Annotated in this window: 14 protein-coding genes and 2 pseudogenes; 12 read left to right on the forward strand and 4 right to left on the reverse strand. The window is 42.3% G+C overall.

Annotated elements, in window-relative coordinates; translation table 11 throughout:
• The first annotated feature begins 789 nt into the window (after window positions 1-789).
• Window positions 790-1,263, forward strand: coding sequence for a hypothetical protein (locus DP_RS05325; protein WP_041277661.1), 474 nt, complete (start codon window positions 790-792; stop codon window positions 1,261-1,263).
• A gap of 561 nt (window positions 1,264-1,824) precedes the next feature.
• Window positions 1,825-2,823: a glucokinase gene (gene glk / locus DP_RS05330; protein WP_011188303.1), complete on the forward strand. Its 999-nt coding sequence runs from the start codon at window positions 1,825-1,827 to the stop codon at window positions 2,821-2,823.
• Window positions 2,824-2,999: 176 nt separating this feature from the next.
• On the opposite strand, the gene DP_RS05335 is transcribed toward glk, so the two are convergent.
• Entirely contained in the window at window positions 3,000-3,752 is a 753-nt protein-coding gene (locus DP_RS05335) for a hypothetical protein (protein WP_011188304.1), read from the reverse strand.
• A 390-nt stretch (window positions 3,753-4,142) separates the two neighbouring features.
• Window positions 4,143-4,890: pseudogene (locus DP_RS18470) on the reverse strand (transposase).
• 332 nt (window positions 4,891-5,222) lie between these two features.
• Between DP_RS18470 and DP_RS05340 the strand changes: the two are divergent.
• Window positions 5,223-5,615 carry a rhodanese-like domain-containing protein gene (locus tag DP_RS05340; RefSeq protein WP_011188307.1) on the forward strand — a complete coding sequence of 131 codons (393 nt, stop codon included), beginning with the start codon at window positions 5,223-5,225 and terminating at the stop codon, window positions 5,613-5,615.
• 864 nt (window positions 5,616-6,479) lie between these two features.
• Entirely contained in the window at window positions 6,480-9,140 is a 2,661-nt protein-coding gene (locus tag DP_RS16670; protein WP_049785010.1) for a mechanosensitive ion channel family protein, read from the forward strand.
• Between the two features lie 9 nt (window positions 9,141-9,149).
• Here the strand turns inward: DP_RS16670 and DP_RS19125 are convergent.
• Together DP_RS19125 and DP_RS05350 are read right to left on the reverse strand one after the other, a co-directional pair.
• Window positions 9,150-9,338 (reverse strand): annotated as a pseudogene (locus DP_RS19125) (IS1595 family transposase); the annotation flags it as partial.
• Window positions 9,339-9,931: 593 nt separating this feature from the next.
• Window positions 9,932-10,117 (reverse strand): hypothetical protein, encoded by a 186-nt coding sequence (locus DP_RS05350; protein ID WP_041277662.1) that lies wholly within the window; start codon window positions 10,115-10,117, stop codon window positions 9,932-9,934.
• Between the two features lie 126 nt (window positions 10,118-10,243).
• Between DP_RS05350 and DP_RS05355 the strand changes: the two genes are divergently transcribed.
• The 8 genes from DP_RS05355 (at window position 10,244) to DP_RS05390 (ending at window position 18,525) form a co-directional block, all read left to right on the forward strand.
• Window positions 10,244-11,929: a L,D-transpeptidase family protein gene (locus tag DP_RS05355; RefSeq protein WP_011188311.1), complete on the forward strand. Its 1,686-nt coding sequence runs from the start codon at window positions 10,244-10,246 to the stop codon at window positions 11,927-11,929.
• A gap of 63 nt (window positions 11,930-11,992) precedes the next feature.
• Entirely contained in the window at window positions 11,993-12,523 is a 531-nt protein-coding gene (locus tag DP_RS05360; protein ID WP_228130189.1) for a YcbK family protein, read from the forward strand.
• Window positions 12,524-13,089: 566 nt separating this feature from the next.
• Window positions 13,090-13,461, forward strand: coding sequence for a diacylglycerol kinase (locus tag DP_RS05365; protein ID WP_041277663.1), 372 nt, complete (start codon window positions 13,090-13,092; stop codon window positions 13,459-13,461).
• Between the two features lie 769 nt (window positions 13,462-14,230).
• Entirely contained in the window at window positions 14,231-15,556 is a 1,326-nt protein-coding gene (locus tag DP_RS05370; RefSeq protein WP_041277664.1) for a DUF945 family protein, read from the forward strand.
• A gap of 177 nt (window positions 15,557-15,733) precedes the next feature.
• Window positions 15,734-16,378 carry a flavodoxin family protein gene (locus DP_RS05375; protein WP_011188315.1) on the forward strand — a complete coding sequence of 215 codons (645 nt, stop codon included), beginning with the start codon at window positions 15,734-15,736 and terminating at the stop codon, window positions 16,376-16,378.
• Window positions 16,379-16,596: 218 nt separating this feature from the next.
• Complete coding sequence (locus DP_RS05380; RefSeq protein WP_041277665.1) at window positions 16,597-16,992, forward strand: type II toxin-antitoxin system RelE/ParE family toxin; 396 nt, start codon at window positions 16,597-16,599, stop codon at window positions 16,990-16,992.
• A gap of 311 nt (window positions 16,993-17,303) precedes the next feature.
• A complete protein-coding gene (locus DP_RS05385; protein WP_162096629.1) occupies window positions 17,304-18,194 on the forward strand; it encodes an HD domain-containing protein in 891 nt (296 codons plus the stop codon).
• 112 nt (window positions 18,195-18,306) lie between these two features.
• Window positions 18,307-18,525 (forward strand): hypothetical protein, encoded by a 219-nt coding sequence (locus DP_RS05390; protein WP_011188318.1) that lies wholly within the window; start codon window positions 18,307-18,309, stop codon window positions 18,523-18,525.
• Window positions 18,526-19,032 lie beyond the last annotated feature (507 nt).

Here is a 19,032-nt window from a genome sequence, read left to right on the forward strand (position 1 = left end):
GTATGAGGCGTTCGTTGGTATGGTGCTTAGATTTTCGTGTCAGTAACTGCCTTGTAGCATAAATCATGAAGGAATAAAATCAACTCCCCTCTACTTCATTCCATCTTAGCAAACAACCTCTCGAACAGGAATTCTTAAAGCATTAATTTTATTCAAAGCCTTGATTACAGATGACTTACCTGCTTGACCCTTATGTTTCCTGAGGCTTAGTTTATCACCTATTAACTACTTGTAGCGAGTTGATAAGCATAACAAAATTGTGTTAGGAATTGGGTAGGGGGAGAGGCTGTTTGGGTAGGGTAAGGCAAAATTTAGCAAGGGATGCCGAGGACGACTGGACATTAATCAAAAGAGGCACTTACAGGGAAATCTCATAAGCGCCTTTATCAGTGGTGGAGGTTGGGGAAAACCGTTGAACTGCCTCTTTGTAATTGTTAGATATATTTTTATTTAAGTCGATGTCATAGCTTGCAAAATAGATTCATTTCAGAATCAATCTTTCTCGTAATACCTGCCCTTGTTGCCAATTTTATTTATTACTTAGGATAGGGATTCTCGGCTACGATTGAAGCTTGACCCGTGGAACGCTTCAATGTTGATAGGTTAAGGTCTTTCTCACTTTATAGTACCTTGCAAAGGTCTTGTTTGTTGTGACGCAATGTTGCATAATTTTAGTGGCACGGCAGTAGTCAAACCAGGTTGGATCGAATGAAGTAGTTGGGTGTCCATATAGCACATCTGACTGGTATAGGTGATTAGGGCGCATTGGTAGCGGCTATGGGAGGGGTTATGCAGGCTATTACGTTAAAGATAGTTCAGGAACTTATCGAGTCATTTTATGAGCTTAATGCTGGCAGAGCTCTGCTCAGAGATTTCCTGCCCATTTTGGATCACGAAGGTTTTTTTATGGAACTTGCGGGTACGGATATCCGTTTTTTGGGAATAGCCGGACTGGCCGATCACCAGATGGGCAAGCTGATATTTTTTGATCAAAAGTTTATTCTTCTCGATATCGAAGTAAAGTTGGACGGAGACACCGCTTTGGCTCAGACTAATGCTGAATGGCATGCATCGACATGGAGCAGCCCCGACCCTTACAGCCATCGTATAAAAGTCGCCCTGCTTCATACATGGCACGTGGGTCGCGCCAAGGATGATTCCCGACCTATCCTTCTGGGTCACGTGTGTGAAGAGTTTCACTATCTGCCCGGCTTTGCACCTAAGGAACAGGCAAAGGAGTTCCATTTAACTCAGGAGAGTTGATTCGTTAAGACCATTTCCTTTGCCGAGTCGATATCTCCCTGCAGTTCTAATGCTTTGACTCTTTTAACCATAACATACACCAGATGGCTGGATTGTTACAAAAAGTGCAATAAGCTGCGCTGAGGATGCAAAAGAATCCTAGCCAAGTAGGCCACCCATTCAGGCAATGTTTTTCTTGTACCCTATTAGGCCCTAGCCTTGCCAAGGGTCACCTCATCTGTAGCATCAAGTATAGTCTTATCCTCAAAATGAACGAATGCATTTCGTTGGTATGATGCCCTAAAGCTTTTGAATCTCGCAGAGAGAGGAACTATTGTCGGCCGCAATACTTGCAAATATATGTCGGAAATCGTGAATCCGTAGATGCTCAAGGCCTGCCAGTGTACGAGGAGCTGAATATTCTTCTGGGGGTAGTCAGATGACCGACACCACTACGCCCAGTAGAGATAGAGTTGTGCTTTCTTCCCATCGTTTGTTGGGGGACTCTCTCCTGTATTGAGTGTTGCCCTTATTGCTTAAACTCAGCTGTGTTTACAGTATACGTGTTTATGGAGGATTACAATGATACTTGCCGGTGATATCGGTGGTACAAAAACAAATCTAGCGCTTTACACCTGTTCATGTCCGGCGGGTAATGGCTCATTGATCGATAGCTCAGCAAAGACCTATTTGAATGCAGATTTCGCCAGCGGCGAAGAGTTGGTGTGTGGCTATCTGGCAGGCATCGACACTACAATTAAAAGGGCGGTATTCGCTGTGGCCGGGCCGATACGGGATGGGCAGGTAAAAATCACCAATCTGCCTTGGCTGATAAGTGTAGAACAGTTAAGCGTTGCGACGGGTATCGCGACAATTCACCTGATGAACGATTTGGAGGCGACCGCGTACGCTGTGCCTTTTCTTTCGCGGGACGAGTTGTACACCCTCAATCAGGGGATATCGGTAGAGAGGGGAAATATTGCTCTTATTGCCCCGGGGACAGGACTGGGGGAGTCCTTCCTGACATGGGAAGGGACGCGTTATAGTGCCCATGCCACAGAGGGGAGTCATGTCGATTTCGCCCCCACCAATGCGCTTCAGATAAAACTGCTGGATTATCTGCTCAGGGGCTATGAGCATGTGAGCTATGAACGGATCTGTTCGGGAATAGGAATTCCCAATATCTATGGCTTTTTGAAACACAGCCAGAACATTGAGGAGCCGGAATGGCTACGCGAGCAACTCTCACAGGAGAAAGACCACACCGCTGTGATAGTCAATGCCGCTCTCGATGCTCAACGGCCATGCCCCATCTGCAGGATGACAGTTGAAATTTTTCTCTCAGTTCTCGGTGCGGAGGCGGGGAATATCGCTCTGAAAGTTATGGCGGCTGGCGGTGTGTATGTGGGAGGAGGTATTGTTCCCCGCATTCTGTCTTTGTTAGGAAACGGCCTCTTCATGGAAACCTTTAACAGTAAGGGGCGAATGTCCGAACTCCTGGTCGACGTTCCGGTACATATAATTCTCAATCCTAAAGTTGCGGTTTTTGGCGCTGCGCGTTACGGGATGGAAATTTGTTGAGGCCTAGTCAATCCAAATCAACAATCTGTTTTTGCAAGATAAATTCTGGAGTAGTGCAAGAAATTGCATTATCAGCGTACTTGTGGCTACGACCACGTTGTCCTGATACCGTGGTACTGTTCCAATCCAGATTGACCATCCAAATATAGTCATTTATTTAGATGGTCAAATTCATCTTAATAGAGTTTTGCTTCTATACTGGTAATTGTTCGATATTTCAGGTCAGCTTGAATTTCATCAGCTTTTGATATTTCTTTGACCACCACGACTTGCCGACTACCTTTGCGTACGGTTTTAATTTTTTCTGAACCTATCGCAACGAAAAGATTTTTAGGCAAAACCTCCCCTGATTCTGTGACAAGCTGTTCTATAAATGGATGTTTACAGAAGGTTTCAACACTAAGAGTAGTCCCGGGATTTCCAAGGTGGTACCAGCCTCGATATCTTCCGTCGTTTCCGGTAAGTCGTAAACCAACTCCAGCAATTGCGCCAATAATACCATCACCTGTACCTCCGTGTTCTGACAGATGTATGCCAATTTTATCTGCGAGATTGTAGGCCAGATCTTTTGAGAGAACCCTTCTCTTCGCTGCCTTGCCAAAGTCCAATAAAGCTTGGTTTGCGAGTACATCAGATTTGCGTGCAACACAAAGACCAGGATCTGATCCGTCCATAGCACGGTCTTTGATAAAACTTATTATTGTATTGATTGCTGAAGGAAGATCATTTTGAACTAAGTTCATTTCAAAACACATTGATGAGTTGTGTGAAGTGTATGGAATATCTTTGTGAACAAAAAGTTGGTGACGACTGATGGGGGAACTGTTTGAAATGATACCTTCCATATGTTCACACATATCCTGCACAAGCCAACCAGTACCTTTGGTTCCCGGCATATCGGTATCATCAATACACACTAAATAATCCATAACGTTCCTTTATGTTGAGCAATTTGTTAAACTACTATCTTTTCTGCCGCATACCTTTGCCACTTAAAATCTGCTCGATATCCTTGTCACTAACAGATAAGTTGAAAAACTTCTGATAAAAAAAACGGATCTCTTGTTCTAGGTTAATATCCTTAAAATATTCAGGATATACCGTCTTGGCAGTCCATAAAATAGCAAGTGGTGTCTCTAGACCTCCTGGATGCCCCAACGAGAAATACTGATTGGTATCGAATAGACGAGTTTATTTTTTACAGCATCAATCTGCGCCCATTTTTTGTCCCGATTAATGTCTTCTTTTACGGATGATTCATGGCCTTGTCGCATAAATCATGAGGGAAGAAAATTATCTGCCCTCTACTCCATTCCATCTTAGCAAACAGCCTCTCGAACAGGCATTCCTAAAGCGGTAATCTTGTTTAAAGCTTTGATCGCAGCCCTAGCTGCTGGCACCCCGTATTCGCGGAGGCTTAATTTGTCACAGATCAACTGTTTGTAGCGATACATCGCTGTTTCAGTAAGAGACCATACGTGGATGAGCAAACACCTTTGACTGCAATATGATAGCACTCTTTCGTATCCGGCGAATCGCCTGATATCTGCTCTATGCGTCGTCAAAGAGGATTCAAGAGATGCCCTAAAACTTTGGAGTATGAACGCGCTCTAGAGAGATTTCGCCACTTAGGCGATCAGTCTCGGCATCGATTGCAAGGTGAAGCTTACGCCAGGTTCTACGTTTGGAAGCCCCATGTTTTCTGACGATCCACTCTCCTTCGCCATGGTTTAGCCCCGTCGAATCGATATGCTTAATCGGCCCACGGCTTGGTAGTCTGTAATTCACCTAAACTGTTTGGGCACGCCTGCTGACAGGTATATCAGGTGCCTGGAAGGTCGATATCCATCAGTTCTAAAAGTGAATTAAGAAAATCTTCAGTACCTCTGAGAGAAAGGCTGTAAATGGTTCCACATCAAACAGGTCGTGCATCATCAGTATACTTGCGACTACGGCCACGCTGTGCCGATGGTGTCGTGCTGTACCAACTTTTAGTCGCTTTCTTGTCCATCCAAAACGTCAACGCCATTGCTTTAGCGCTCTGTTGTATTCAGGCCAATTTGTCATCCTCTACTCTCTCTCATAACTCCCCCAATGCTCTCCGTTACAAGAAAACATCATCGAGCAATGCCAGCAACTTCTATTTGTGCAACAAGGCCTCCTGTTATGACAGTTTAAACTGTGATTTTAGTTGATTATGGGCCCTTGAAGAATATTTGCTGTTAGGGTATTAATGTCTCTTGTGTCAAGGGACATGGGGATGCGCATCTCTCTTGCGAGAGACTGTGGGTGGAGGTTTTCGTGACCTATTCACTATGCGCAACATTATGTTTTAAGACGCTGTTGCACTTATTGTATTAACTCAGCACTATGTAAACAAAATAAAAGGAGCTTTTTTTATGAAGCAGTTAGATGATGTTTATCGTTCTTGTACACTGGAATATTTTGAAAGTGGAAAATATCGCATCATGATGCCAGAATTTCTTGCCCTCAAGAAAGAGGACAAAGCCATGATGTTGGATCTGCGTTCCAAAGAAGAAGCTGAGCTGGTGAGCCTGTCCTTCGCGCATAACATTCCCATTGCAGAGCTACCCGACCGTTTGGCTGAATTACCCCGGGACAAGGTCATCGTTACCTTCTGTGCCAGCAGCGTTCGTGCTGTGATGGCATTTGTCTATTTACAGGCTGCTGGCTTTAAAAATGTAAAAATTTTAACTGATAAATTGCAGGATTTGACCGCAAACTTCATGCCTCCGTTTGTTGCCAAGAATTACGATATCCTGAAGAAGTAATCTTCCTGCCTTCACAAAACCATTGTCCCGGTTTAATTTGGGCCAATGGTTTTCTCTCTTGCGCTAAACTTCCGCACAGAAAACAAAATAGCCATCTAACAGCATATTGAGGCTGTCCCTGTTAAGCCAGACACGGCTTTTATGCTTTTGATCCTGTCCGGATATTGTGGAGAGGGAACTAAGTCTTTGTAGTCATAGCAGAATGAAGAGGTTTTTTATCTACGGTGTCCAGGTGCTTGGGCAACTGACCTTGAAAACTACCAGATCCAGCCAAACCCACTTACACTCGGGTGAATCCTCCAGGATCTTCTCTCTACGTCATAGCCTCACTAAGGGGCAACCATCCGTAGATCGTCGCCTTTTAGGTACATTTCTCGACCGCTCCCTTCCCTTGGTTGCGACATTCTCTACCCATGTAGATATATTTTACCTATAAAACAGTGTTCTAGGGGCATTTGCCCCGGTGGAGTTTTTAAATCTCCTGGTCTGGTAGCTTAGGCATTGATTTTAGGTAATTATTGACCGCTTGAAATTCTTCCGTGCTAGGCATACAATGATTCTTATAATAAAAGACATGGGTGGAGGGAGTACCGTCTTGCGAGATGTTGTGGGTGGAGGTTTCTGCGATCTATCCATTGCACTATGTTTAAGGTGCTGTTGCACTTATTGTACTCATTCAGCCATTGAAGCATTTAACTCCCCTGAATAAGCTGAAAGAGTTTCATCAACTCAAACCAAATTTATTTAAGAAGCGACCAACCAATCGTCGGGAACCTAACATGTAAGTTTGTTCATTGCCTATCTGGTGATGATTTTTGATCGCTACAACATGTTATGAGATGTTTTTATATAGGGGGCGTGTGGATGAAGTGTAAACTGCTTTCGAATCGTTTTTCTAGGATCATATGTGTCGTCAGCATCATTATGCTTGGTCTGTGGGGAGGTTCTCTCTATGCTGCGCAGGTATCGCAAAAATCTGATAATATAGTAGAAAAAGTTGTGGTGGAGGCAGCGAAAGATTCCTCGAAATCCGCTACATCGAGTCCACGTGCCACCCTACAGAATTTTCTTTCTGACGTTGATCGAGCTGTTGCTGATTGGCAACAAGGTATTCGTACCGAAGAGAGCGCTTGGGCATTTTTTCGTGCAACACAAATGCTTGATTTTGCTGGAGTTCCTGATAACGTCTCAGGAATTACTAAAATATCACGTATCCTTTTATTAAAAGATATCCTCGATCGGGTCAAGATCCCGGCAAGTGATCTGGTTCCCGGTGAGGCAGAAGTAGCTTCGAAAGATATTTCTACCTGGACCATTCCCGGAACACAAATAACTATTGCAAAGGTTGAGGATGGTTCCAAGGCAGGTGATTTTTTATTTTCCAAATATACCGTTGAAAATCTTGGCAGATTCCACCGGCAGATGGAGGATATACCTTACTCCTCTGGTGTCTCTTCCGGTTTATATGAACAGTTTAGAGATACTGCGCGTTCTAGTGACTATTTTTCATCAAAAATTAGGATGCGCGATTTGTTACGAGGGGTTGATACATCAAGTCCTCGGTCAACCTTTGAGAGTTTTTTAAGTAATATCAATCAATCATATTTATTTGTGCAGCAAGCAGAAAAAGGATTGCAGCAAACACCGCCCACTCTGACAATGGCAGAGGCTGAACAGCTTGAAGTGCGGGCTCATAACTACATGAGACGAGCTATCTCCACACTTGATTTAAGCAATGTTCCAGAGGCACTACGGAGTAGTATTGCTATAGAGTCGACCTTACAGCTTAAGGAAGTTTTTGATAGAATGATGTTGCCGGCTTTAGACTCAATCCCTGATCTTGAGATGGTTGAAGCAGCAAGGAAATTTGACAGTGAGGCCTTTATAGGCGGGGCAAAATCTTTACGTTGGAGATATCCGGACACAGAAATTGAGATTGTAGAGATTGGCGAAGGTAAGAGGCAGGGAGAGTTTCTATTTAGCGCTGATACGGTAAAAAACATAGATGAAACATATCGTAAAGTAGAAGCTGTTCCGTACCGAACAACTACAACTGGGCCCAGGGAGAGTGAATATCAATTTCCCGGAACGTCTGATAACTTTTTCATCACCTACAGCTCAACACCTGGTTATCTTGTCACTCATACCAACTTTTTGAGTGGCTTGTATGACAGCTTTCCACCTTGGTTGAATATCATGTACGGTGGACAGACGCTTTGGCAATGGTTTGCCCTCGTGTTCATTCTTGTTTTTACTTTTTTTGCAATTTATTTTACCTTTCGCGCTGTGAAAAGAGCTGTTATGCCTCTCCATTCACCTAACCGTGATTGGATCAATCTTATTTCTCCGTTTATTGTGGCCCTTTTTCTTCCCTTTGTTGTGCACTTTATAGATAACGATCTTAAGATCACTGGTGTTATCGTTTCCACTGTGAAAACTGGTGGTGAATTTTTTGTTATCATCATGCTTGGCTGGGGTGCCATGCGCTTTGGTAAGGCGGTGTCGGAGACGATAGTAGCCTCTCCAAAAATTGATCCAGAAGGGATTCAGGCATCCTATACTCGGGCTGTATCAGGACTCTTTAGTTTTATTTTTGCTGCAGTTATAGTTTTTAACGGCCTTTCCCGTATTGGTGTCTCTATGATTCCAGTCCTTACTGGTTTGGGTGTCGGTGGTTTAGCATTTGGTTTGGCAGCACGGCCGACAATTGAGAACCTTATTGGTAGCTTTATGATATTTTTAGATAAACCGTGTCGGGTCGGTCAGCGGGTGAAGATTCTTTCCCACGACGGAACCGTTGAATCCATTGGTCTTCGTTCAACTAAGATCAGACTGCTAAACGGTAATTTGACTGCAATTCCAAATGAAAAAATGGCTAATATGGAAATCGAAAATATTGGCCGCAGGCCGTATATCCGCAGATGTTTTAACATTACTCTGACCTACGATACTCCACCGGATAAAATCAAACAGTCAATTGATATTATTCGAGAAATTTTATCTGTTCCTGAGGATGGAATAATGGCCGGCGAATATGGTGTCTATTCTAGGGAAAGGAAGGTACATCCCAACGAAGCGATTAATCAACCGGACTATTTACCTCAGGTCTATTTTAATGATCTGAACGCAGATTCTCTCAATATAATTGTTTTTTATTGGTACCATCCTCCTCAGTATTGGGAGTATTTAGAACATTCTACCTGGGTCAACTTACAGCTCATGGAGCGATTTAATGCTGAAGGGATTGATTTTGCCTTCCCAACCCAAACACTATATGTGGCGGGCGATGATAAAAGACCACTTACCATTGGTCAGCGAGTGGTTACAGCTCAAAATCTTCAGCCACAGCAGGTGGGGAAAGTGTCTACGGTGTTGCAGTCCCATATGAAACAGGAGGAAACCGAGTTGGCGAGTGACGCCCTAAGGCCTGAAGACAGAGAGCCGTATCTTGAGCGGCAAAAAAAGCAGGAAGAGTTGGAGGCGGCTGAGGCCGAAGAAGGCGATAAAGCAAAAGATAATAATTGAAAAATCTGATTACCACCGAACTTCAGCCAATTTTAAAAGTTGTCTTGGCATAGTTGCTGTATTAATGGAAACTTTAAGGAGAGATTTAATCATCCCTTTTAGGTGGAATCTACGGTTAAAGCGTTAACATGTTAGATACCGTGGTAAATGTTTAGGGCGTATCGCATGGTATGCATCGTCAATGGCAGTTTTAATGTTACGGAGCTGATGTAAAAGAATTCTATCCAAGGCACTCTTTTATTCTGGCAAGATTCTTCTTGTCTGCCCTCTGCGTGATAGCTTCACTTAGGGACACCCTCTCCGTAGATCATTGCCTTGTCCTCAAGGTGGGCATATCGTTTGGCGTGGCCCATGTAGTTGTTAGATCAAGTTGCATTAAGCCGATGTTACAGCCTGTGAAATAGATTCATCCTAGGACCAATCTTTCCCGCAATGCCTTCCCGTGGTTGTCATATTTTCTACTTATGTAGACTGCTTCCAACCATAAAGCAGTGTTTTATGGATCTCTTGCTGATTTTTCTTTATTGCCTATGATGAGACCTAGGGGTGTTTGATCGGTGGAGTTTCTTGGCCTCCTGCTCTGGTAATTTGAAGTGTGATTTTAAGTGATTATGGATCGCTTGAGGGTTGTTTGGTGTTAGGGGTATAATGCTTTCTCTTACAAAAAGACATGTGGGGAGAGGGCGTATCGTCTTGCCAGATGTTGCGGGTGGAGGTTTCTGCCATCTACCCATTGTATTATGCTTAAGACGCTGTTGCACTTTTGCTTGTGACTGTCGCATTAATCTTGATCATTTTTCTATCATCCTTAATATTACGAGGAGCAGGTCCTCCACAATAACGGGGAGAAGCACACTAAGGTTTTTCGTTAAGTGGCCGTCTTGTTTTTTGTGGTCTGCCAGATTATCATCTTGGGCAGAGTTACGGTCGAAGCCATTGTTTACACCCTTGGCCAGACCAGAAAAACCTTTATTCATTCTCTGGCTGGTTTGCTACCTTGTCTATTATTTGAAATGTATTGAAAATTGTTCAAAAAAAACCAATGCAGTAGCCCAATACTTTTATGATTTGTATTCTGGGTATTAACCCGAGTTGGAATTCTTATGTTCATTGATCGCCATCCCTTAACACTTTTTCTACGATTTCCTGCGGGGAAAATACTCTGTTATAGTCTGTTTTTTTTCCTGGCATCAATCACCGCCAGCAATAGTCGTCCGCTCGATACCGAACTCTCTCTGGCGCTGGAAGAATATCTGGGGTGTCTGCCGATAGAACTGATACAGAATGACGGCCAACTTCCAATTTTGTCGACGGTAGATTTATGCCTAGCAAAAATCTATCATCAAACCGGGGCTCGCCCGCTCTGGGTGACCGTTGATGGTCCCTCTGAAAAAGGCAAGATCATTCTCAAATACCTGACCGATTCCGATCAGCACGGCCTTGAACCTAATGCTTACAAACTCGAACGTTTACGGGAACTTTGGTCAAGCAAAGGTGTCGATGAGTTGGCCGAGCTTGACATTTTATTGACCTACAACATCGTAAAATATGTGCATGACATTAGTTATGGCCGACTCAAACCCTTAGAGTCGGACCCTCAACTGTTCGCCGAGGCAGGAGACAAAGAATTTAACCCGCTTCGTGCCATCGAGCACCTTCTTGCCACGAGGGATCTTGACAGGTTTCTTGCTGGCTTACCTCCTCAGCATCTTCATTACAAGGCACTTAAAACAGCTCTTGCATACTATCGTAACTTCGCTAAAAATGGTGACTGGCCTAAGGTGGCAATGGGAGTAAACCTGCACCCCGGCGATAGAGAGAAACGAATTATAAGCATCAGAAAAAGACTCCAGTTTGCAGGTCCTTTCCTGGAAGCCCCCCGAGACTCGGATTTAAGCCAATATGATCTCATCTTAGAAGAGGCCGTTCTGTCCTTTCAGCAGCTACATGGCCTGCAAACAGATGGGATTATAGGTAGAAATACCGTCGATGCCCTAAATATTTCGATTGCTGAAAAAATTGAAATTATTCGTCTGAATATGATGCGATGGCGATGGCAGGCACATGATCTGGGAAAACGATATCTGCTCGTCAATATCGCCAGTTTTAATTTAAAGGCATTCCGCGACCAGGATGTAGTGCTGGACATGCCGATTATCGTCGGCACTGAGGAGAACGAGACTCCGGTTTTCAGTGCCTGGATCAAATATATCGATTTCAACCCATTTTGGAATATTCCCACCAGTATCGCCCGCAATGAGATGTTACCAGCACTGCGGAAAAACAACTATTATCTCATTGATCAGCGTATTAGTCTGTTCTCTAATTGGCAGCAGAGTGCAGTCGAGCTCGACTCCACAGCTATCGACTGGGAGGCTATTACCCCGAGCGAAATCTCCGCCTATAAGCTCAGGCAGGATCCGGGTCCCTTGAATGCACTGGGGAGAATTAAATTTATCTTTCCTAATAGCTATTCCGTCTATATGCACGATACGCCTGGCCGTCATCTTTTTAGCCTAAGCAAAAGAAGCTTCAGTCACGGTTGTATTCGGGTGAGTGACCCCCTAAGCCTGGCCATTTTCCTCCTTGAAAATCAGACAGATGGTTGGGATACTGAAAAAATTAAAGAAATATATGAGCAGGAGGAGCGTAAAGTGATTATCTTAACTCTTTCTGTTGCCGTTCATATAACGTATGGAACCGCCTGGGTTGACAAAGGCGGAGAGATCCATTTTAGTAGGGATATTTATTTGAGAGATGAGAGATTGCGTAACGCTCTTTTGAAATAATTTTTTACACCATATTACCTCAGACCTTAACATCACATGACCCAACCGAAAAAATTGCACTTGATGAATCGACGCCGATTACTGCTTACAGCAGCCAAAATCGCGGCCGGATTGGTTATTGCCTCACCACTTGAACTTTTTGCCCGGTCCATTCCCGATAACAAGATTTCATTTTCCCATACACATACCGGTGAATGCTTCGACTTGTGTGTTAACGATCGAGCATACAGTCCAGTTGTCAGGGAAAATCTTTTTTTCTTTCTCCGTGACTTTCGCACCAAGGAGGTGCATTCGATCGATTTTCGACTTATGGATATTCTCCTTAAAATCCGGCAAAAAACGGGTAGCACAGGTATTTACCAGGTTATATCCGGATACAGATCTCCAAATACCAATAATTTGTTACGGGGCAAGAGCACTGGAGTCGCAAAAAAGAGTTTGCATCTGCAAGGCCGAGCCATTGACATTCGGCTTACGGATGTGCCTACCAAAGAGCTTCGGGATGTTGCCTTATCTCTGAGAGCTGGTGGGGTCGGCTATTATGCCAAATCAGACTTTGTCCATATAGATACCGGTCATGTTCGTTCATGGTAACTGCTTAATTGTTTCATATAGGTCGTTGCTTCACTAGGGGGCACACCATCCGTAGATCATCGCCTTATTGTTAAGATGAGCTGGTTATCCTGTTGGTATAATGACATAAAAGCTTCTGGATTTTGTAGAGGGTGGATTATATGATTTCCTGGCTAATAAACTTGCTGTAGACTCCTTTCAACCGTAAAACAGTGCTCTAGAGATTTCTTGCTAATTTCCTTTATCACCTATAATGAGATCTAGGGGCGCTTGGCCGGTAAGTTTTTTGGCCTCCTGTGCTGATAGTTTGGAGTGTGGTTTTGGCTGATTATGGATTGCTTGAAATTCTTTTCTGTTAGGGGCATAATCTTTTTGTAACAGAGGCCTGGGACGCTCAAAAAACATTGCGGGTCTTTTAGCCCCAAAATAAATAAGCTGAAAAAGGTTGGTTGGAATGTTGGCGACCAGGGCGGACGTCTTTTTGCCTAGTAAATCATCTGGGACCCAACAAATAGGCTTAGGTTTTAATGCTTATCTCGGGCTTTTCTTTGGCGGGTTTTTTTCTTCTACAAAGGAGTATAAATAGAATGAAAGGAAATAGGGGATTCAAGCGGCTTGTTTTAGCCACATGTTATTCCTATAGAGGACTTTGTCAGGCATTTAGGCATGAAGCTGCCTTTCGCCAGGAACTTTTTCTGGTCGCTATTCTTCTTCCGCTGACCTACTGGTTTGAGGTTGAGCCTATCGAACGCTTATTGATGGGAGCCTCATTAATTCTTGTACTGATTGTTGAATTGTTAAACTCAGGAATTGAGGCCGTCGTTGATCGCATAAGTGAGGACTTTCATGAACTTTCTGGCCGGGCGAAAGACATTGGCTCAGCTGCCGTTTTTATGACATTCTTGCTAGCCGGCTACGTCTGGGTATCGACTCTTTGGCCCTTGCTACCTTTACTCTGAAATAAATGTATCGGCTTTTCTAAAGATAGGTCGCTGCCCATTAATGTCATACTACAAGACCATATCTAGGTTCGGGCTGATGCGAGGGAGGCAATTCGTGTGGTATGGGGTAAGGTGCGGAGACCCATCAATCACGACCGGCCATTGACCGGAAACAAAAAAAGACACTCACAGGAAACCCCCATAAGTGCCTTTACCAGCGGTGGAGGTTGGGGCAAACCGTTGGTCTCTTGACTGTCAGGTGACTGGAATTCTTGTATGAATTTGATTTAAATCGATGTTGTAGCTTGCAAAATAGATTCATCCCTGGACCAATCTTTCCCGTAATACTCTCCCTCGCTTGCCACATTTTCTACTCCTGTAGATCTATTTTGCCTATAAAATAGTGTTCTAGAGATCTCTTGCTAGTTTCCTTTATCGCCTGGGTAGACTTTTCGGATGGGGTCGCTTGAGCGGTGGAGTTTTTTCTGTCTCTCGTTTTGGCATTTTGAAGTGTGATTTTAGGTAATTATGGAATTCTTGCTCTTTCTTTGCCGTTAGGATGTTGATAGTTTCTATTGATGGGGTGGTCGCGCAAATAAGGTTTTTTTGTACTGAATGTTGCACTTATTGCTTGAGATCAATCTTTGCCTTTCTTTTTTTTGTTAAAACGCCCTTGCTTTTGCTGGTGATTTGCGACAGGTTTCAATCCTAACATAAGCTCGGTAGGGGGAGGCCTCTACTGTTTGTATTTTTTAAGGTGCTGTCTAACAGCCAAGAAGGAGTAGGTATGAAAAAGATTATGGTAGGTTTTGTGGCACTTCTCGTTGTTGCAGGAGTCTGCGCCCCATTTATTAACGGACTTGTCATGGAGAAAATGGTTACACAGTCTCAAGATGATCTGAATAAAATGTATGTAGATACCGGTTCAGACATGGCTGTTGAGGTTATCAAATATGACAGAAAGTTTTCTTCATCAGAGATCGAGTGGAAGATTAAATTGGGAAGTCTTGCCGCAATATATGGTGTTGATGAAATCATATTTGTAGATCGGGCAGATCATGGCTTTACTGGTGTTGTGTCTAAAACCAGCCTTGAGAAGAATCGATGGTTTGTCGATTTGTTAGATGATAAATTTGATGGAAAAAACCCTTTGACCATAACGACTACATATAGATTAGGAAGGAAAATTGAGTCGGTAATTGACATTGGTTCTTTTACCTTGCAACTGGGAAATGAGTCTGTTGCTTCCCTGCCGGGAAGGATTGTCTCTGAATATGATGTGGGTTTGACACATTGGATAAGTGAAGCAACGTGGGCAGGATTTTCTGTGCCGGGTAAGGTCAGTATGGGTGGTTTTTCCCTCGGGTGCGATTTGGAGAAAATTTCTACTTATATTTGGGATGGTGATCTCTCATATGAAATTAAAGATATCAAGGTTGAGGGCAAGAAGGGAAATTTTGAACTTGTAAATTTTGCAGTTCAATACACTCTGGGTTATGACAAAAATAAAAACATGTTATCCATGGGTGGAGAGATTGAAATTGCTAGCATTGCTGTAGCAAACCAGAAAGTAAAAGATGCAGTTATTAAATTAGCTATAAACAATATAGATGCTCAGAGTTACGAAGAATTTATGAAGATATACACCCAGACGATTGCTTCTACTCTGGACGATATCTCTCTAAAAAAAGAAAGTTCTGAAGGGATGGATGAAGCTCTGAAGCAAGAGATGGCCACCGCTGGTATTCAGATGATGGCGGCATGCGAGAAATTCTTAAAAAAGGGATTGGAGCTAAAAATTTCAGACCTGCATGTTCAACTTCCGGAGGGGCGAATTTCTGGTAATGCAGGATTGATATTAAATAAGGACGTTACTTTTGCACAATTGGCCCCCATCGTCATCCAACCTAACTTGGCATTTGATATTTTTTCCCTGCAATCCGATTTTAGTATTCCTGCAGAACTTATTAGCGATAAGAGCAAGCTTGTCTCACCAGTATTCCCGGGAATGCAGACTGGCCTGTTTGTGATAGACGGAGAAAATTTGGTCCACAGGACACAAACTAAAAATGGAAAACTGCTCTTAAACGGAAATGAAATGCTCTTCCATTAAGAACCAACAGTGGGGTCGGGATGCCAAAATGTGGAAAAGCTCACTCTTGTAATAATGGGGGTTATTCCAACAACTCAGATCTATATGATAAATTCAATTCACACTAATCAAGAGGGAAGTTTCCTCAATAATAGATTGGCATCACGATCAGAGAGTTAGCCATGGAAAGGAAATAATATGACACTGAAGAAATCAAATATGGTATGCAATGTAACTTCATTAATACCAAATAATGAAATATTTGGCGTGAGTGGGAGTCCTAGAAAAAATGGGAATTCAGATATATTACTGAAAAGCATAATTTCAGGAGTAGATTCTGAAAATATAGTATCAACTTGCTGTAATTTAACAGATATTCAATTTCAGGGATGTATAGGATGTGAAAAGTGTAGAAAAGATAAAATATGTACAGGGTTGCTTGATGGTATGTCACTTATTTATGATTCAATAATTTCATCAAAAGGGCTTGTAGTTGTCTCGCCTACCCACAACTATAATATCACCTCATGGATGAAGGCGTTTATTGATCGTCTATATTGCTTCTACAACTTCGAAAATGATCGTCCAAGAAGTTGGTCTAGTCAATTGGCAGGACAAGGTAGAAAAGCCGTGATAGTAGCAATATGTGAACAAAAAACTAAAGATGATATGGGCTTTACTCTTGAAGCAATGAGAAAACCTCTCGAAGCACTTGGCTATGAGATAGTTGGCGAACTTTCTATCTTCAGAATATTTGACAAAGGCAAAGTTAAACAAGATCAAGAAGCTATAGAAAAAGGACGTGAACTCGGTATAAGGTTAGCGAAATCAATCAGAGAATGAGTTGTATATTCCAGTAGTAAAATTTAGCTGGATTAGTGCCACAAGCTGCTTGAACTCAGCCTTGGTCGTCAGAAACCATTTAATCTTGTCATTCTGACATATAAAGATATCTCCTATGTACCCGAAAAGACGAGTTTAAGATAATTTGACTTTGGAAACGCCAGGAAAGCCAACGGGAGATATTCTCTCCCTGTTGAGTGAAGCGTGAGGTTTGGCACATGATAATACTAAGTATACAAGAGTATGATGGCTTATCAGAATTTGAACTGTTTTTGAATAAAGTTTCTGGCAAACTCGCAGCTTCTATATGTAAAAAATTTCATGCCTATACTGAACTTAATGACATTTATAGTTGCAATAGTTTGAAAATTCTGAAACCTAAGATATGGGGTTATAAAGGTACTATTTATAAGCTTCGGGTAGATTGTGGTAAAGAATCAGCACGAGTGCTGTTTGTAAAAATGGCAAATGACAACATTGTACTATTGCATGGGTTTGTGAAAAAAACTAGAAAAACACCGAGTAAGGATGCAAAAATTGCGATGGCTAATCTCGAGCGACTAAAAAATAATGTAGAAGTAACTGAATTACCATTAACAAAGTATTCGTTCTAATCGTTCGGATTCTGGCAAGCTCAATGATTTTGGCTGATTATGGATTACTTGAAATTTTTTTGTGTTGGGGGCATAATGCTTTTTGTGATAAAAGGCATGGAATGCATTCGTATTATTAGAATTTCGGATGCCAGGTAATCGTCTATAGTCCTGGCAACCAGAGAGGTTTTGCCTCGGTTGTTTTTTATTTATTTGTTAATATGTACTTTCCTTCAAGTATTCATTATATCAGAGAATTCTCTGTTTTTTGGCCAGTGAAGGGTAAAGAAGAGATAAGAGCACAATCAACCGCAATAACTCAGGAGAAAACTGTGCAAGAAAAAGAATATGATAATCTCAGAACATGGTTTCTTAAATATACAGATAGTTTTTTAGATTATCCTGAAGCTGATATTGAAAATATTCTTCTTAAAAAAGAGCATACATTAAGAGTTTGCCAGGAAATGGAGCTCATTTCAAAAGAGCTTTCTCCTGAAGATAAAATTCTTGCTCTGACTGTGGCTCTCTTACATGATGTAGGCCGGTTTGATCAGCTTAGAATTTACAGAACTTTTTCTGATTTTAAGTCGGAAGATCATGCTTCATTAGGTGTGAAAATCTTAAAGGAACTGGATTTATTAAAAGACCTTGATCCTGTGGACGTTGAATTAATTTTCTTTGCTGTAGAAAATCATAACAAGCCTGAAATTGTTCCTGACTGTTCTTTTCAAACTGAAACAATTACTAAACTTTTGAGAGATGCAGATAAACTCGATATTTGGCATGTTGTAATCGATTATTACAAGGTCGGTGGAGAATATGATAATCCATCGCTTGTTCACAATCTTCCTTTCGGTGATGATGTCTGTGCCTCTGTATTTCAGGCTATAGAGAAAAGGGATATCATCTCCTATGATTTATTGGAGACTGTAGTAGATATAAAGATTTTTAAATGGGCTGGATTTATCATCTTAACACCAGGAAAGCTCTTGAGCTGGCCTCAGAAAGATCTTATCTTGAAAGTATATTTAATACCTTGCCGCAAACTGAACGTATTACCAAAATTTATAATAATATGCAGGCGTATCTTGTGGAGAAATATTAAGTATAAGCAAAGGCGCTGGATTAGTACAATAAGTGCAACAAACTGCTTAGGGGGTAAAAGAATTCTACCCAAGTACTTTGCACCTTGGCAAGACTCTTTTTGTGCCCTTACTCTATAGCCTCACTAAGGGCACTTCATCCGTAGATCATCGTCTTGTCTCCAAGATGAGAGAACGTATCCTGTTGGTATAATGCCATAAAAGCTTCTGGCTCTCGTAGAGACTGGAGCCATTGTTAGCAACGATTGGCAAGTCTGTCGGAGATCGTGAATTCGTAGATGCTCAAGGCCTGCCAGGGAACGAACATTGCGGAAGAACTTTCACCATATTCTTGCTAGATCATGAAGGTTTCTTTGAGCAGGAAGCCGATGAGCGAGAGTTGGTTTATTGCAAAAACTCCTTTAACGAAGACGCCACAATATCGGTGGAGGATCAACTGTCGCCGGACTAACCCAGACACACACTGCTGCAACAACCAGAACTGTGAAGTATGCCTCACAACTGGCTTAAACTATCGATGTATTTGTTTCCTCTAAGCACTTATCACAGATGACTCGCTCAGGATTGATTTTTAGAATACTAAATGGAATTTCCTGTTTGCAGATAAAGCATTCTCCAAAGTTCTCGGCATTAATTCGAGCTAAAGCCGTAGTTAGTCGCTGTACTTGCAGATCATTTACAGGCGATTTCATCTGTTCCAAGAGACTTGTCTTGATCACAGTAAGTTGTTGTTTATTCATTTGATCAACCATTCTATTAAAATTTAAAACATCTTTAATTGCGTATCATGTTGCAGTCTTCGAGCCATGTCACAGACTGACGTGACTTCTTCAAAATCATTCGAAGAATGTCGTGTTGTCTGCCAAGCGCTGGAGTCTAACATATCATTCTGTATCACTACAGAAAGCGTTAAGAAAGTCGGTAATAAGGGCAGGAGTTGCTAGGCTATAGTGGTATA

The sequence above is a fragment of the Desulfotalea psychrophila LSv54 genome, from assembly GCF_000025945.1.
Taxonomy (GTDB): domain Bacteria; phylum Desulfobacterota; class Desulfobulbia; order Desulfobulbales; family Desulfocapsaceae; genus Desulfotalea; species Desulfotalea psychrophila.

What these genes read in the sequence shown, in the direction of transcription:
- DP_RS05325 (WP_041277661.1), top strand. Translation starts at nt 790, where the DNA reads ATGCAGGCTATTACGTTAAAGATAGTTCAGGAACTTATCGAGTCATTT.
- glk (WP_011188303.1), top strand. Translation starts at nt 1,825, where the DNA reads ATGATACTTGCCGGTGATATCGGTGGTACAAAAACAAATCTAGCGCTT.
- DP_RS05335 (WP_011188304.1), bottom strand. Translation starts at nt 3,752, where the DNA reads ATGGATTATTTAGTGTGTATTGATGATACCGATATGCCGGGAACCAAA.
- DP_RS05340 (WP_011188307.1), top strand. Translation starts at nt 5,223, where the DNA reads ATGAAGCAGTTAGATGATGTTTATCGTTCTTGTACACTGGAATATTTT.
- DP_RS16670 (WP_049785010.1), top strand. Translation starts at nt 6,480, where the DNA reads ATGAAGTGTAAACTGCTTTCGAATCGTTTTTCTAGGATCATATGTGTC.
- DP_RS05350 (WP_041277662.1), bottom strand. Translation starts at nt 10,117, where the DNA reads ATGAATAAAGGTTTTTCTGGTCTGGCCAAGGGTGTAAACAATGGCTTC.
- DP_RS05355 (WP_011188311.1), top strand. Translation starts at nt 10,244, where the DNA reads ATGTTCATTGATCGCCATCCCTTAACACTTTTTCTACGATTTCCTGCG.
- DP_RS05360 (WP_228130189.1), top strand. Translation starts at nt 11,993, where the DNA reads ATGAATCGACGCCGATTACTGCTTACAGCAGCCAAAATCGCGGCCGGA.
- DP_RS05365 (WP_041277663.1), top strand. Translation starts at nt 13,090, where the DNA reads ATGAAAGGAAATAGGGGATTCAAGCGGCTTGTTTTAGCCACATGTTAT.
- DP_RS05370 (WP_041277664.1), top strand. Translation starts at nt 14,231, where the DNA reads ATGAAAAAGATTATGGTAGGTTTTGTGGCACTTCTCGTTGTTGCAGGA.
- DP_RS05375 (WP_011188315.1), top strand. Translation starts at nt 15,734, where the DNA reads ATGACACTGAAGAAATCAAATATGGTATGCAATGTAACTTCATTAATA.
- DP_RS05380 (WP_041277665.1), top strand. Translation starts at nt 16,597, where the DNA reads ATGATAATACTAAGTATACAAGAGTATGATGGCTTATCAGAATTTGAA.